Source organism: Corynebacterium massiliense DSM 45435 (assembly GCF_028609805.1).
Classification (GTDB): domain Bacteria; phylum Actinomycetota; class Actinomycetes; order Mycobacteriales; family Mycobacteriaceae; genus Corynebacterium; species Corynebacterium massiliense.
This window is the reverse complement of the sequence record NZ_CP063189.1, coordinates 2,144,839-2,159,733: the sequence shown is the minus strand read 5'-3', so window position 1 is coordinate 2,159,733 and position 14,895 is coordinate 2,144,839. Positions and strand designations below refer to the sequence as shown.

At 64.6% G+C, this 14,895-nt stretch carries 16 protein-coding genes; 9 read left to right on the top strand and 7 right to left on the bottom strand.

Translation table 11 applies throughout. The features are described from left to right. The first annotated feature begins 224 nt into the window (after positions 1 to 224). Complete coding sequence (locus tag CMASS_RS09930) at positions 225 to 689, top strand: hypothetical protein (protein WP_022863470.1); 465 nt, start codon at positions 225 to 227, stop codon at positions 687 to 689. On the opposite strand, the gene CMASS_RS09925 is transcribed toward CMASS_RS09930, so the two are convergent. Beyond that, positions 686 to 1,723, bottom strand: coding sequence for a pseudouridine synthase (locus CMASS_RS09925; RefSeq protein ID WP_084684440.1), 1,038 nt, complete (start codon positions 1,721 to 1,723; stop codon positions 686 to 688). The two genes, CMASS_RS09930 and CMASS_RS09925, sit on opposite strands and share 4 nt — an antisense overlap. Between CMASS_RS09925 and CMASS_RS09920 the strand changes: the two genes are divergently transcribed. From CMASS_RS09920 to CMASS_RS09905, 4 genes are all read left to right on the top strand, one after another. Next, positions 1,659 to 1,805 (top strand): hypothetical protein, encoded by a 147-nt coding sequence (locus CMASS_RS09920; RefSeq protein WP_022863472.1) that lies wholly within the window; start codon positions 1,659 to 1,661, stop codon positions 1,803 to 1,805. The genes CMASS_RS09925 and CMASS_RS09920 overlap by 65 nt on opposite strands. Before the next feature lie 71 nt (positions 1,806 to 1,876). After that, positions 1,877 to 2,770, top strand: a complete 894-nt coding sequence (locus CMASS_RS09915) for a universal stress protein (RefSeq protein WP_022863473.1) — start codon at positions 1,877 to 1,879, stop codon at positions 2,768 to 2,770. A 199-nt stretch (positions 2,771 to 2,969) separates the two neighbouring features. Then, a complete protein-coding gene (locus tag CMASS_RS09910; protein ID WP_022863474.1) occupies positions 2,970 to 3,281 on the top strand; it encodes a GlsB/YeaQ/YmgE family stress response membrane protein in 312 nt (103 codons plus the stop codon). A gap of 291 nt (positions 3,282 to 3,572) precedes the next feature. Next, positions 3,573 to 4,181, top strand: a complete 609-nt coding sequence (locus tag CMASS_RS09905; RefSeq protein WP_022863475.1) for a TetR/AcrR family transcriptional regulator — start codon at positions 3,573 to 3,575, stop codon at positions 4,179 to 4,181. Between the two features lie 420 nt (positions 4,182 to 4,601). Here CMASS_RS09905 and CMASS_RS09900 read toward each other — a convergent pair whose 3' ends face one another. Beyond that, complete coding sequence (locus CMASS_RS09900) at positions 4,602 to 5,852, bottom strand: HNH endonuclease signature motif containing protein (RefSeq protein ID WP_022863476.1); 1,251 nt, start codon at positions 5,850 to 5,852, stop codon at positions 4,602 to 4,604. A gap of 220 nt (positions 5,853 to 6,072) precedes the next feature. Then, entirely contained in the window at positions 6,073 to 7,347 is a 1,275-nt protein-coding gene (gene yidC, locus CMASS_RS09895) for a membrane protein insertase YidC (RefSeq protein WP_022863477.1), read from the bottom strand. 52 nt (positions 7,348 to 7,399) lie between these two features. On the opposite strand from yidC, the gene CMASS_RS09890 reads away from it, so the two are divergent. Then, positions 7,400 to 8,596: a sensor histidine kinase gene (locus tag CMASS_RS09890; RefSeq protein WP_022863478.1), complete on the top strand. Its 1,197-nt coding sequence runs from the start codon at positions 7,400 to 7,402 to the stop codon at positions 8,594 to 8,596. 51 nt (positions 8,597 to 8,647) lie between these two features. Then, entirely contained in the window at positions 8,648 to 9,286 is a 639-nt protein-coding gene (locus tag CMASS_RS09885) for a response regulator (protein ID WP_022863479.1), read from the top strand. On the opposite strand, the gene CMASS_RS09880 is transcribed toward CMASS_RS09885, so the two are convergent. Further along, positions 9,283 to 9,618, bottom strand: coding sequence for a histone-like nucleoid-structuring protein Lsr2 (locus CMASS_RS09880; protein ID WP_022863480.1), 336 nt, complete (start codon positions 9,616 to 9,618; stop codon positions 9,283 to 9,285). The two genes, CMASS_RS09885 and CMASS_RS09880, sit on opposite strands and share 4 nt — an antisense overlap. Positions 9,619 to 9,855: 237 nt before the next feature. Continuing rightward, on the bottom strand, positions 9,856 to 10,494 hold the full coding sequence (locus CMASS_RS09875) for a DUF6474 family protein (protein ID WP_022863481.1): 639 nt from the start codon (positions 10,492 to 10,494) through the stop codon (positions 9,856 to 9,858). Positions 10,495 to 10,583: 89 nt separating this feature from the next. On the opposite strand from CMASS_RS09875, the gene CMASS_RS09870 reads away from it, so the two are divergent. Continuing rightward, a complete protein-coding gene (locus CMASS_RS09870; protein ID WP_027018764.1) occupies positions 10,584 to 12,101 on the top strand; it encodes a TM0106 family RecB-like putative nuclease in 1,518 nt (505 codons plus the stop codon). Here the strand turns inward: CMASS_RS09870 and CMASS_RS09865 are convergent. Next, the gene (locus CMASS_RS09865; protein WP_022863483.1) at positions 12,073 to 13,383 is read right to left on the bottom strand and encodes a hypothetical protein; all 1,311 of its coding nucleotides are present in this window, start codon (positions 13,381 to 13,383) and stop codon (positions 12,073 to 12,075) included. The genes CMASS_RS09870 and CMASS_RS09865 overlap by 29 nt on opposite strands. A gap of 104 nt (positions 13,384 to 13,487) precedes the next feature. Continuing rightward, complete coding sequence (locus CMASS_RS09860; protein ID WP_022863484.1) at positions 13,488 to 14,093, bottom strand: superoxide dismutase; 606 nt, start codon at positions 14,091 to 14,093, stop codon at positions 13,488 to 13,490. A 150-nt stretch (positions 14,094 to 14,243) separates the two neighbouring features. Between CMASS_RS09860 and msrA the strand changes: the two genes are divergently transcribed. Beyond that, entirely contained in the window at positions 14,244 to 14,894 is a 651-nt protein-coding gene (gene msrA, locus CMASS_RS09855; RefSeq protein WP_022863485.1) for a peptide-methionine (S)-S-oxide reductase MsrA, read from the top strand. Position 14,895 lies beyond the last annotated feature (1 nt).

Below are 14,895 nucleotides of genomic sequence, written 5' to 3'. Positions count from 1 at the left end.
CGGGAACTGACTCAACTAGCCAGTCGCCCTCTCCGACCGGCCGCGGTACGCGAGGAGTAGCCAAAGCGAGAAGGGCGGGAGGCTAGCAGACGGCCACACACGCCTAGATGCCGCAGCTACGCCGCCTAACGGCCGCTATCCGATAAGCTTTTTGCCCAAACGCCATTCGCCGCGCAGCTGAACGCGCGCCGGCGCGAATCTACCTGCCTTCAAGGAGGCTTCCAATGAGCGTTCTCGGTTATTGCATCATCCCCTTCATCGCGCTTTTCGTCATCACGCTCCTCATTAACTCGCGCGAAAGCCTCGCCCGCGAACGCGGCTGGGTCGGCCCGGTGCTCGTTGGGTTGGTCGGCATCGGCCTGTCCTACGCCCTTTCGTTCGCGGTCGGCGGCGACGACCTCGCAGCGCTGAGCCCCATCATCGTGCCCGCCATCATCGCCGGCGTTATCGGCGAGGTGATGGCACCGAAGTACTGGACGGGAAGCTTTGTGCTGGCGACATCGGCAAGCGTGGCGTCGCTCGCCATCTGCGCCCTACTTGCCATGACCGGCGAGCAGCCCGACGGTGCCTTCGCGACCGTCAACCCGTCCGACCTGCTCATCCTCGGCGTCATCCCGATGTTCGCCGCCGCCCTTATCAGCGGCATCTTCCGTGCCTACCGCAACCGGAGCTACACCACCGCGGACTAAACAACACCGCCGCTGCGGAACTCCCGGTCGGCGCCGGTCAGCGGGTCCCGAAAGCGAAGGCGCACGGCCTTTAACCGCAGCGGCACCCCGAAATCCTCCGCGCCGCGCACAACGTCGGGGTAGAGCGGATCCCCCAGAATCGGCACCCCGGCCTGCCACATGTGCAACCGCAGTTGATGCGTCTTACCCGTCAGCGGCTGCAGGGTATACAAGCCCAACGGGCCGTCCCCGCCGTGCACGGCCCGCAGCTTATCCGTTTCACTACGCCCCAACGCGCGCACCCCGACGACATCGGTAAACGCATTCGGCTCCCCGGTTTCAATCCGCCCCTGCAGCTCGCCCGGCGTCTTGGACATCCGCGACGCCCACCGCGTAGGCGCCGCCACATTGCGCAGACCAGCCACCGCCTCGTAGGTCTTTTCCACCTCCCGTCGGGCGAACAACGTCTGATACGCCCCGCGAATCGCGCGCCGCTTCGTAAACAGCAAAAGCCCCGCGGTCATCCGGTCGAGCCGGTGCGCCGGCGATAGCTCATCAATACCCGTCGCACGCCGCAGCCGCACCGTCGCCGTTTCCGTAATATGCTGCGCCCGGGGCATCGTGGCCATAAACGGCGGTTTGTCCGCCACCAGAATGTCGTCGTCCTCGTAGACCACCGGCACCTCGAAAGGCACGCGCCGCTCCGGCGCCGGCATGCGATAAAACCACACGTCCTGTCCCGCACGCACCGGCGAATCGGGGCGCAGCACCGTCTGGTCCCGCAGAACCACCTCCCCAGCCGTGAACCGGGCCACCAGGGCGGCCTCACCGTCGTCTGGGTGACGGTGCCGTTGCTTGCCGATGACCTCCCGCAAGAAGTCCCCAGCGCGCATCACCGGGGCATCGTCAGGCACCCGCACGCGAGTGGGGTTCAACCCATCTTTCACAGGGAGGGGTACGAATCCTTTACGGTGGTGTAATCTCTTGGCCATGAACTTTGACGCTCTCCTTGCCCCGGTTATCGATTTCTTCTCGACCGGCATCGGCCAAGTCATCCGCAACATCGCAGAATTCCTCTACGGAATCTTCTCCCCGTCCAACGCAGAGGCGGCCCACCCCATCGAGATCCCGAAATAAGGCTCTGTATTTCTGCTGGCAGGCGGATATAATAGAGGTACCAAGGTAGCTCGTGCGAAAGGACGGAACTGATGGCTAAAGAAGATATCATCGTCGTTGCGGTCGACGGTTCAGACGCATCCAACCAGGCGGTTCGTTGGGCGGCGAACGCTGCTGCCAAGCGGGGCACCGCGCTGCGACTCGCGTCCAGCTACACGATGCCGCAGTTCCTCTACGCCGAGGGCATGGTTCCGCCGCAGGAGCTTTTCGATGAGCTCCAGACCGAGACCTCCGAAAAGATCGACGCCGCGCGCAAGATTGCGCTCGAGGTCGCGCCGGACATCAAGATCGGGCACACCATTGCTGAAGGCTCGCCCATCGACATGCTGCTGGAAATGTCGAACGACGTGACCACGATTGTCATGGGGTCCCGCGGCATGGGCGGGCTGACCGGCATGGTCATGGGCTCGGTGTCCGCGTCCGTCGTGTCCCACGCGAACTGCTCCGTCGTGGTGGTGCGCGAGGACACCGCGGTGACCGAGGAGACCAAGTACGGGCCGGTTGTTATCGGCGTCGACGGTTCTGAGGTTTCGCACAAGGCGACGGAGGCGGCGTTCGCGGAGGCGTCCGCGCGTGGTGCTGACCTCATCGCCGTGCACACCTGGATGGACATGCAGCTGCAGTCTTCGCTGGCGGGGCTGTCCGCCGCGCAGGCCGATTGGCCGGAGGTGGAGCGCGAGCAGAAGGACTTGCTCGATGAGAACCTCGCGGAGCTGGAAAAGCAGTACCCGGACGTGCAGGTGAAGAAGGTCATCACCCGTGACCGTCCGGTGCGTGCGCTTTCCGATGCCGCGGCGGGCGCCCAGCTGCTCGTCGTCGGTTCCCACGGTCGCGGCGGCTTCAAGGGCATGCTTTTGGGTTCGACGTCGCGTGCTTTGTTGCAGTCCGCGCCGTGCCCGCTGATGGTCGTCCGCCCGGTCGACTAGAAGCGCTGGCGCGCTAGCCCTCAGCTGGTCTTTATGGCCCGCTGAGGGCCTTTTTCGTGTATATCAAGGAGGTTTCGAAAAAGTCGAGATCTTATAACGAACCTATACGGGTGTGGCAGGTGTGGTGAAGTTCTGGCACGATGGGCGGCGCACGTTAACAGGGCGTAAACGCCCCAAAAATCCCTAAGGAGTTTTTGACATGGATATCATCACTCTGGCAGCTGACAACGGCGCGTCCTTCTCCAACCTTGGTTGGATCGGTTGGATCATTATCGGCGGTATCGCTGGTTGGATCGCTGAGAAGATCATGAAGACCGACGAGAGCCTGCTTATGAACATCATCACCGGCATCATCGGCGGTGTCGTCGGTGGCTGGATCCTGCAGGCAATCCTGGGCACCACCGGTGCTGGCTGGTTCGTTACCCTGCTGACCGCAGTTGTCGGTGCTTGCATCCTTATCTGGATCGTTAACGCCATCAAGCGCTCCGCTGCAGGCGGCCCGCGCGCGTAAGTTAGCGGTCGCCGCTTAGGCGCTTGGCCTAAGCGTGGCGTTCGTGCCCGTGAGCTGGTGCTCGCGGGCATTTTCGCGTTTTGGGGGTGCTCCTCCGGTTGGGTGCTTCTGGCGAGTTGCTGGCCGCTGATCCTTTCGGCCGAGGCTTCTTGGCGCGGTAACCCGCGTTATGCGCCGCGGCATTCGTTTACTATGCTTGCGCAGCCGGTGAATGTAATTCGCGTACATACCGGTTTGTCTATATTGTGTATAACCGACACCGTCGAGTTGGCCGTGGAAAGGACCAGACCTGTGCCCGCAAAGAAATCGCGTCGCAACCGTCCGAGCCCGCGTACCCGCCTGCTCAAGTCGGCGACGAACCTCTTTACCACGGAGGGCATCCGGGTCATCGGCATCGACCGCATTCTTCGCGAGGCCGATGTGGCCAAGGCGTCGTTGTACTCCCTGTTTGGCTCGAAGGACGCGCTCGTCATCGCCTACATCGAGCAGCTGGACGAGCAGTACCGCGCGGAGTGGGAAGAGCGCGTGGCGGATCTCAAGGAGCCGCAGGATAAGATTCTCGCCTTCTTCGATAAGGCAATGGAGGATGAGCCGCAAAAGGACTTCCGCGGTGACCACTTCCTCAACGCGGCAGGTGAGTACCCGCGTCCGGAGACCGAGTCGGAGCGCGGCATCGTCGCGGCGTGTATTAAGCACCGGGAGTGGGTCCATTCCACGCTGACGGCGCTGCTGAATGGCAAGAATGGGTACCCGTCCGGTCACCAGGCCTCGCAGTTGCTCGTGTTCCTTGATGGCGGGCTTGCCGGCGCGCGCATCGAGAAGTCGATCGAGCCCATCTCCACTGCCCGCGAGCTCGCGCAGCAGATGCTGTCGGCCCCGCCGGCGGACTACTCGATTTAGCCTTCACCCGCGCGCAGCCGCAGCCTTCTTGAATTAACCCATGCCGAATTGCCCGCTCCGCGATTCCGCGGTCGGGTAATGCGCGGCCGGATTTGCCCTGCCGCCCGGCAGTGGCGTTCCACGCTTAAGGCCCGACGCCCAAGCCCGGCGCCGAAAACCCCCTTTTAAACTCCGCGCGAGAATTCCTCGTTTTCAATTCAGGCTGCTCACCCGGGCGGTCCTACAACCCCTCCCGATCGTTTTCTTCTTACGGGCACCATTCTGTCTGCCTTCTTTCTGTTGCGGGGGCCCGTTCGGCGGTGTACGCAGTCTGGCTGTTTATGCCGGCTGGCTACTTATGCAGTCTGGCTGCTTCTGCGGGCTGGTTGTTTATCCAGGCTGGTTGTTGGTGCAGGCTGGCTGTTTATGTGGGCTGGTTGGTTATGAGGGTTGGTAGGTGGTGGCCCAGGGTGGGATGCGGCGGATTTTGCCGTTGACGCGCTCCAGTCGGCCGCGGCGGGGTTTTGATGGGTCGTCGTCGTTGACGCCGTTGTGGTACGGGCAGGCCACTGTCAGGTTCTTCGGGTTGGTATTTCCGCCGTGTGTCCACGCTTTGAGGTGGTGGATTTGGGCGGTGTCTGCGGGGTGGTGGCATCCGTCCCAGGGGCAGGTGGGGTTTTCAGCCATTGCCATGAGGCGTTGCTTGTAGTTGGCGAAGCGGCTGAGTCGGTAGAGGTTGATCGGCCCTTCGACTGGGTGGACGAGGGTGACAAGGCCGATGTCAGCAAGCATCCGGGTAACCAACTCGGCGCCGGTGATGGTCGCCCCGTTGGTCATTTTCAGCAGCACGTCGTCACCGTCGTCGTTGAGGATGTCGGTCAGTTGGTCGAGGGTGATGATCACGTTGGTGCGCAACCCAGAAACGACTTGGGTGGCTTTGGTGACCGCGCCGCAGTCGTGGCAGGTGACGTGTTGGGTCGCTACCTCCGGAGCAGCGTAGTCGTCGGTGGTGTGGGAGCTATCCGCTGCTGTGTTGGTGGGGTTGTCAGTGGGGTGTGTGGTGGTGTGTTCGTGGTGGCGGATAAGGCCGAGGAGGTCTTCTGGGCGGGTGATGTGTTGGGCCATTTCGGCGATTTGGTCGCTGGTGGCGTGGAGTTTCAGTGTCCAGGTGTCGCCGTCTTTGCGGCGGATGATGTCCAGGCCTGGTTCTGGTGGCCTGGGTGGGTCTTTCAGGCGTCGGGAGTAGGCCCTGGCGGCGGTGCATACAGCGCTGGTGGCGCCGTGGTGTCCGGCGGCGTGGTGGCGTAGTTTCCACTTGTCGCGGGCGTGTTTGAGTTGGTTGGTGAGCTTTTCTACCGCCAGCAGGGTGACAAGGCTGTGGTGGTTGTCAGCGATAGCTTGCAAAGTTTGTTCCCGCAGGCGGGTATAGGCAGTCTGGCCGAAGTAGGTCTCTGCAAGCTTGGTTAAATCCCGGGCGGTGGTATCCGGCACACCGAGGGCTATCAGCTCGTCGCGGGTGTGGCCGCGGCAGGCGGTGAGGAGGCTGAGGCCGTCGGCAAGCAACCCGGCGAACGCCTTGAGAACAGACGCGGGGTCAGTGGAGTGTGCGGAGCCCGCAGCGGAGGCGTGGCCGGAAGCTGGCCCGGAAGCAGAGGCGGTGACCGGAGAGGACGTCGGGTTCGTGAGAGTCATGAGCCTGAACCTAAAGCGCCCGGCAACCCACGTCTAGAGGTAGGGAAGGCGCCTGTGGATAACTAGGCCCCGTAAGACCGAGGCTGGGCCGAAAAGTCGGAAAATTGGGAGTTATCCACAGGATTGGCTGGCAAAAGATGCGGCGCAAGGCCGCATGCTGTACGCTTCGCGCGCCGCCTCGAGGGAATCAGTTCTTGCCAAACGGGCGCGTCAAGGGCGGCTAGTCGTCGCGCAAGTGATGGCGACCGGTCTGCTCGCTGGAATTCGCGCTGGGGTCCGCAGAGTTGAATTGGGGGGGATCGGTTGGAGTGGTGTCGGCCGCATCGGCGTTGGCTGCGGCGGGGCTGGACGGGGCGGGATCGGTTGGAGCGGTGTCGGCCGCATCGGGGCCGGTTGCGGTGGGATCGGTTGGAATGGAATCGGCTGAAGCGGTGTCGGTCGATTCTGGCGCGGGGGTGGAGCCGGTGGCGGAGCCAGACTCAGCGGCTGCCTTCTGGGCGCGCTTTTCGGCCATGAGCTCCTTGCGCGCCTCGCCCTGCAGCTTTGCCTGGGTGCGCTTACGGTCACGCTCGGCGTCTTTCTCCGCCTTGCTCGGCTTCGCCTGCCGCTTGTTTTCCTTAAACGCGGCGCGGGAGCGGCGGCGGAGGTCGTGCACGGCATCGGTAAGCGGGTAGCGCTTGCGCAGAATGAACTCGAAAACAATCGTCTGCAACAGCGTGAACAAGTTACTGCAGAACCAATACAGGATGACCGCCACCGGCACCGGGCCGGTCATGGCGGCGCTCCACAACATGAACGGGATAAGCGCCGTCATGACAATCATGAAGTAGAACATTCGGCGCGTGACGCCCTGGTCGTACTGCAGGGTCGAGTACGTGCGCGCCTGCGAGATGATCATGTTGAGCACCGTGCACACGAGCGCGGCGATGAGGAGGGGGGTGATGAAAGAGCGCACGTCATCGCCAGTCACGCCCAGGTAGTTGGCGGTGTCGGCGGGCATCGATACGTACGCGGGAAGCGGGATGTTGGACAACTCGGTGGCGCGGAACGCCTCGACGTCGTGATGGTTAAGCAGGCCGATGTGATCCTTCGCCTGCGGCTGCGCCATCCCGAGAATCACGCGGTAAAGGCCCAAAAACGCCGGAATCATGATGAGTGACGGAAGGCAGCCCACGAGCGGGTTGTAGTTGTACTTCTTCGTCAGCGCCTGCTCTTCTTTGAGCAGTTCCTTCATCTCGGCCACACTGGACGCCTGCTTCTTCCGCTCGTCGAGCTCCAGTTTTTCCGGACGCATCAACGCGGCGCGGCGCCCGGCGAGGACGGACATCCAGTTCAGCGGGGCAATCAGACCGCGCACGGTCAGCACCAGCAGCACGAGGGAAATAAGCCAGGCGGCATTCTCCGGCACGACGCTGTGCACCAGCGAATGCCACAGCTTAAGGATGCCCGAAACCGGGTACATGAACAGTGCTAGCACGAGTTCTTCCTCCGACATCGAAAAAGGGGCACTATTACACTACAGCGCCCGCGAAGTAGGCTGTGAAACCATGTCCACCAGCATCGATAATGCCGCCAAGAACTGGACCCTCGAAGCGGAGGTCCTGCGCAACGGGGTGCACGTTCTCACCACGGTCCTGCTGGTGGTGTGCATCGCCTCCTCGCTGGAAATGCCGCTGACTCAGGCCGCGCTCAACCTGGGCCTGCTGAGCTCTTTCGCCGTCATCTACCTCGTCGGCTCGCGCTACCTGGAACACGCGCCCAAGGTGGCCACGTGGGGCTGGATCACTCTGTTGACCATCGTGTGGGTAGGCGATCTGTTCGTCTCGCGTGCGGCGGTCTACCTCATCTTCACGCTTTTCTTCGTCTACCTGCGCGTCCTCGAGTTTGGCGTCGGCGTCGTGGCGGTGTTGCTGGCGACGGGGGTGGCCATCGGCAAGCAGATCCCCGACGGGCTCACCTTCGGCGGCGTCATGGGCCCGGCGGTGTCCGCGCTGGTGACCATCGCCATCACCTACGCCTTGGGTGCCATGGCGAAAATCAGTGCCGACCGCGAGGACCTTATCCAAGAGCTGGTGGAGACCCGCTCGCAGCTGGCGGAATCCGAACACACCGCGGGCGTCAACGCCGAGCGCCAGCGCATCGCGCACGAAATCCACGACACCATCGCCCAAGGCTTGTCGTCCATCCAGATGCTGCTCCACGCGGCGGACCGCGATCTCAACGCCGGGGACACTGCGCGCGGACGGGAACGCATCGAGCTGGCCCGCCGAACCGCGGCGGACAACCTGCTCGAAGCGCGGGCGATGATCGCCGCCCTCCAGCCGGCGGGACTCGCCACCACCTCGCTCGCCAGCGCGCTCGAGCGCATGGCCGACGGTTTCGCGGGCGCGGGTGAGATGACCATCGACGTCGACGTGGAGGGGACGCAGCAGCAGCTGCCCATGTGCATTGAGGCGACTTTGCTGCGGGTGGCGCAGGGGGCGGTGGGCAACATTGTCAAACACAGCGGGGCGTCGAAGGCCCGGGTCACCCTGACCTACAACCCAGACGAAGTGCGTGTCGATGTCGTGGATAACGGCCGCGGTTTCATTCCGGATACGCAGCCCAACGAACCGGGGCACGTTGGGCTCGCGGCGATGCGGCGGCGCGCGGCCGAGGTCGGCGGGGAGCTGACCATCGAATCCACCCCGGGGGACGGGACGGCCGTGTCGGTCTGCCTACCTTTAGTTGGGGACGTCGACTAAACTTTCGGACTAACCTTCCGAGACATCGAGATGAAGGATGGGAGAGCGCGAGTGATTAGGGTCCTTTTGGCCGACGATCACGAAATCGTCCGTCTTGGCTTGCGGGCGGTCCTCGAAGAGGCCGAGGACATCGAAGTGGTAGGCGAAGTCGCCACCGCGGAGGCGGCCGTGTCCGCCGCGCAGGCCGGTGGCATCGACGTCATCCTGATGGACCTGCGCTTCGGCGCGGGCATCGAGGGCACTCGGGTGATGAACGGCGCGCAGGCCACCGCCGAGCTGCGGCGGACGATGGACCACCCGCCGAAGATTCTCGTGGTGACGAACTACGACACCGACGCCGACATCCTCGGCGCGGTGGAGGCGGGCGCCGTGGGCTACATGCTGAAAGACGCCCCGCCGGAAGAGCTCACCGCCGCCGTTCGGTCGACCGCGCAGGGCGATTCGGCGCTCTCACCGGGGGTGGCGGACCGGCTGATGACCAGGGTCCGCACTCCGCGCTCGTCACTGACCCCGCGCGAGCTCGAGGTGCTCAGCCTCGTGGCGGAGGGCTCGTCGAACCGGCAGATCGGCCACGACCTTATGCTGTCCGAGGCGACGGTGAAGTCGCACCTCGTGCACATTTACGACAAGCTCGGGGCGCGTTCGCGCACGTCGGCTGTCGCCGCGGCGCGGGAGCAGGGCGTGCTTTAGCGCAGGCCGTGGGCGTCCTTGTACTGCTGGATGATCTCGGACGGGATCTTGCCGCGGCGGGCCACCTCGATGCCGCGCTGCTGTGCCCAGTCACGGACCTCGCGCGGATTGACGCGGTTGGCGTTGTTGTTCTTCTTTGACGTCTCCGGCGCGCGGCGGGCTGCCTCGATGAAGGGGGCCAGCGCCTCGTGGAACTTCTCGGCGTTCTCCTTGGAAACATCGAGAATGTAGTTCTTGTTTCCGACTCCGAAGCGGATGATTTCCACTTCGTCCTCAGAAAGCTGGGTGTTATCCAGATCGTCGTAGTATTGCGTTACTTCGCGGCGTGCCATAAGAGAGCTCCTTACACATTGGGGACTTTATGTTCAGCGTTCTTTCCGGTCGCTGAAACTCATTGTGCCAAATGTGTGGAGTTTAAACCAGTTTATTCCGTGGCAATTAGGTGGGAATTAATCTGGGAAAGGGAAGCATTGCCTAACAAGCCGAGGGGCGGGGTGGACGCGGAACACGCAGCTTAAATACGCGAAACGGCCGCGTGCAGGAACACACGCGGCCGTGACGGGGGAAAGCTACTGGTGGGACGTAATGCGGCGCTGAATTTCCTCAGTCACGCCGTCGATATCGCCTTGGATGGACGCGTGCGCGCGGCGGCGCTGCTGAGCGGTCATGTATTCCGCATTATCGATGGCCGCGTCCAGCTCATCGAGACGCGATTCCGCATCCTTCTGGAAACCCGCCGGCAGCGCGCTGGCCGCCAAGTTCTTCCGGATGCCGTTGGTCCGCGCCTTCAGGGACGCACCGTGGCCGCTAAAAGCCGACAGCTCATCGCTGGTCAGGCCCATGCTGTGGGCGCGCCGGTCCTCGCCGCGCTGGCGCAGGGCGACCAGGCCGCGGTAGATAAGCGGCAGCGCCAGCGGCGCGATGGCACGTGCGGTGCCCGCGTAGCGCTTCACGGTGCCGGAATTCACCCGCCCCTCGCGCAGCTTCTGCAGCTCCAGCTTCGCCTGCTTGTGCTCGTGCTTGCGGCGGCGCTTTAGGTCCTTTTCCTCGGACTTAACCAGCTGGCGCTCCGCCTTGGTCAGCAGCTTCTCGCGGCGCGCGGTGGCCTTATCGGCGTGCTTGACCTCCGCGCGGGCGCGGGCCTGTGCGGCCTTAATCTGGGCACGCGCGGCAGATCGAGATTTGCGGAAACGCTTCAGGATGTTCATCGAGATAGGTCCCTAACTAGTCGGTTATCCAAGTGCTTATCCACGCTGCGTTCAACATTACCTTGTCTGCTGCGTTAAGCTCACGCGGTGTGAATGACAAGGTGCGAGCGTCTGATCTCGTCGGCTGCCGCTACCGGCTCCGGCAAAAGCGAGCGCATCCGGACATCCCGCCCACCGCGCACTCGCTCGAACGCGCCGCCCGCCAGGACGTCGGCCGCGCCGCCGCGTGGGAGAAGTTTCCGCACAAGTCCGACTCCCGCCGCGTGCCCTTCCGCCGAGTCGACCTCGGCGAGCTGCCCGCCGCGGACCCGTGGGAGCGGGAACTGGCTACCCTCGAGGCGATCGCCGCCGGGGACACGCACATCGTGGGCGCCTGCCTGAGTTCTGCGGAAGGTGCCGAGCACCCCTGGCGCGTGGAGATCGACCTGCTGCTGCGCACCCCGGAGGGCACGTATATCCCCGTCATCGTGTCCAACCACCGCGTCGCCCGCCCGCACCCGGAGGCCACCACACCGGGCGTCCCCACGCACCGCCTCGGGCTCTCGCAGCCGCTCGAGCTGAACTACAAGCCGCGCCATCACACCGTCGACGGCTACCGGCTGGGCCTGGCCGCCCGCGCGCTGGAGGCGCTGGGCGTCGACTCGGGCCGCGGCGCGGCCATCGGCCAGGACCGTGGGACAGCGTTTTTCACCGACACCGCCCGCTACCAGCCCGCGCTCCAGCGCGCCCTCGACGCGCCGCTGCCCACTGCCCCGCGGCGGGTCAAGGAGTGCGACACCTGCCGTTTCTGGCCGCTGTGCGAGAAAGAGCTGCGCGCCGCGGACGACTTGAGCCTCTACCTCCCCGGCGACCGCGGCGATAAGTTGCGGGACGAGGGCATCGACACGGTGCAAGCGCTTATCGATGCCCACCTGTCACCCCACTCCGAACTCGCCGCCGCCTGGCGCGCCGGGGTGCCGCTGCTCAAGCGGCCGGGCGCGGCGGTGCGCGTCCCACGCGCCGACGTAGAGGTGGACATCGACATGGAGGCGTACCTGGACGAAGGCGCGTATTTGTGGGGCGCGCTGGACGACGCCGGGCGCTACCACCCCTTCGTCACCTGGGAACCGCTGGGCGGCAAGGCGGAGGCCGCCAACTTCGCCGAGTTCTGGGACTGGCTCATGGCCACGCGCGCGCAGGCGCATGCAGCCGGCCAGACGTTCGCCGCCTACTGCTTTGCCGCCGGCGGGGAAAACCACTGGATGCGACAGTCATCCGCGCGCTTCGAGCACCTCGGCCCGGGCCAGCCGAGCCGTACCGCGGTGGAGGAGTTCATCGCCTCCGACGAGTGGGTCGACGTCTTCCGCTACGTGCGGCGCGAGTTCGCCGGGCCGCGCGGGATCGGGCTCAAGGTGGTCGCGCCCGAGGCCGGGTTCACCTGGGCGCAGGGCGACTTCGACGGTGAGGAATCGGTGCGCGCACGCCGGATCGCGGTGCGCGGCGACGACGCGATGCGGCGGGCGCTTTTGCAGTACAACGCCGACGACGCCCGGGCGACCCGGGCGATCCGCGAGTGGATGGACCGCGGCGCGCCGGGGATTAGAACGCTCGGAACACCAGAGCCATAAGCGCGAGGGTGCCCACGCCGACGCCCACCTGCCACCACGGCGTCTGGGTCTGGGCCGCCGGCCCGGTGGTCTTGCGCATCAGCACGGGTTTCTGCGCTTTCACAGCCCGGGCCTGCAGGATGGGGTAGACCGCCAGCGGCGCGATGCATACGACCGCCGCGGCGACCGCGAACCACGACGTCGTGGCGGTCATCCACAGCACCAGCCCGCCATTGAGCAGCGTGGAGCGCAGCAGGCCGAGCCGCCAATTTTCGTACAGCCCCGCGCGCACCGCGCCGGGCCCGCCGCCCATCGTGGTGGGCAGAAGATAACTCATCACGCCAATGAGCAGCTGGGCGGCGAAACCGATGACCAGCGGTAGGGTGGGCAGCTGGGCAGCCTCCCCGACGAGCGCGAGCTGCACCGCGAAGTAGACCACGGTGAGCGAAAGCCACGCCACCGCCGCGAGCACCGAGACGGACGAGAAGTTCACCCGGTCGCGCGGGTCGCGCAGGACGTCGCCAACGTGGCCGACCCACTGCTGCGCGCTCCACAGCCAGCCCGCCGCATAGACGGCCAGGCCCGCGGCCGAAAGGGCGTACCACCCGCTCAGCGCACCTACCGCGGCGACGACCACGCCGACGCCCAGAAGCGCCAGGGTGGCGTGCATGCGGTGGAAAGAACCCCGGGTGCGCCAAATTCCCGGGAACAAAACGGTGAGGCTCGCGGCCGCCGCCAGCCCCACAAAGCCCGCGACGTTGGCCGCAATGTGGGCGAACAGTAAGCGGGTGTAGAGGGGGTCGCGGGGGAGCATCGCCAAGCACCCGCCCAAAAACGCCCCCACGGGCAGGCACGCCGCGGAACCGACGTAGCCCAACACGATGACGCGAAAGCGTTTTGCTGCTGCAACCGTGCGCCAGTGCTGCCACAGCGACACCCCGTGCCAGGCCACCATGGCCGCCACGATGAGCGCGCCGAGTTGGGTAAGCGGCGCAAACCCCAGCAACTGCCCGCATACCGTCACCACGATGCCGCCGTTGAGAATATAAATCCGCCGCAACTGGACCGGCCGGGCGGAATCCGGCGCTCGCGTCTGGGTGAATTTCTCCGCCAAATGCTGCGACCACAGCACCACGCTGTTGGTCACCACGCCGAGGGTGAACAGGTGGACCAGTACCCACCGCGAGTTGGGGATGAAGACGTGGAGCAGGCCCGCGACGAGGAAGACCAGCATCCACACGCTGACCGGCTTGCTGGCGCGGCGGTGCCACACCCGCGGGGAGAATTCGCGCAGCTTATTCACGCCTACTCAGTTTAATAAGGCGGGGCATATAAAAAGACCGGCCTCCCCTTAAAAAGGGAAAGCCGGTCGAACCGTGGGGAGCGAGTCATCCTCGCCGCGGCTTTTTAGTGAGCGGAAGCCTTGGCGAAGCGCTCTGCAACGTCGTCCCAGTTCACGACGTTCCAGAAGGCCTTGACGTAGTCGCCCTTCACGTTCTTGTACTGCAGGTAGTAAGCGTGCTCCCACATATCGAGCATGAGGACCGGGGTCAGGTCGATGGAGGTGTTACCGGCCTGGTCGGTGAGCTGCTCGATAATGAGGCGGCCCGCGATGTGGTCCCAGCCGAGGACGGCCCAGCCGGAGCCCTGCAGGGAGGTGGCAACGCCCGCGAAGTGAGCCTGGAACTTCTCGAAGGAACCGAAGTCGCGCTCGATGGCCTCGGCGAGCTCGCCGGTCGGCTGGCCGCCACCGTTCGGGGACATGTTCTTCCAGAAGATGGAGTGGTTGGTGTGGCCACCCAGGTTGAAGGACAGGTTCTTCGACAGTGCGCGCAGCTTGTCCGGGTTAGCCTCGCCGTTGCGCTCCTCCTCGAGAGCCTCGAGAGCCGCGTTCGCACCCTTCACGTAGGTGTTGTGGTGCTTGTCGTGGTGCAGCTCCATGATCTCCGCGGAGATGTGCGGCTCCAGAGCGTCGTATGAGTACGGCAGGTCAGGAAGTTCGTATACAGCCATGTCTATCTATCCTTTCGTTGAGGTACGCCGCCCATAGTAAACACGTCTGGCAATTCCGCAACGGGGACGTTGGAAAAATTCGTTGCCACGTCGACTGTCCTCGTCGTATTCTTCCCGTATCGACTAGACAGCTTTGTTCAAAGGAGGATCATGGGTTTCCTTTTCGGCACCGCCCCCGCGCTGGTTTCGGCCGACGACGCGCTGCCGGGCCGGGCGACACCGGTCATCGATCCCCGCCCGCACGCGGTGCTGGGCACCCCCATCACCGGGCCGTGGAAGGACGGGCAGAAGTCCCTCATCGTGGGTATCGGCTGCTTCTGGGGCGTGGAAAAGATGTACTGGAACACCGCGGGCGTCGAGGCCACCTCGGCGGGCTATGCCGGCGGGGTTACGCCCAACCCGACGTACTACGAAGTGTGCTCGGGAAAGACCAACCACGCCGAGGTGGTCGAGGTGGTCTACGACCCGCAGCGCGTGGGCCTGCGCGAGCTCGTGGTCAAGGCGCTGGAGGCGCACGACCCGACCCAGGGCTACCGCCAGGGCAACGACGTGGGCACCCAGTACCGCTCCGCGTTCTATCCGCGGACGGGGGAGGATAAGGAGGTCATCGACAAGCTGGTGGCTGCCTACGCTGACCGGCTTGGCGATGCCGGCTTTGGCAAGACCACCACCGAAGTCAAGCTCTTATCGGATACCGATGCGGGCGAGTACTACCTCGCCGAGGACGAGCACCAGCAGTACCTGTACAAGAACCCGTTCGGGTACTGCCCGCACCACTCGACCGGGGTGAAGTGCGGATAGG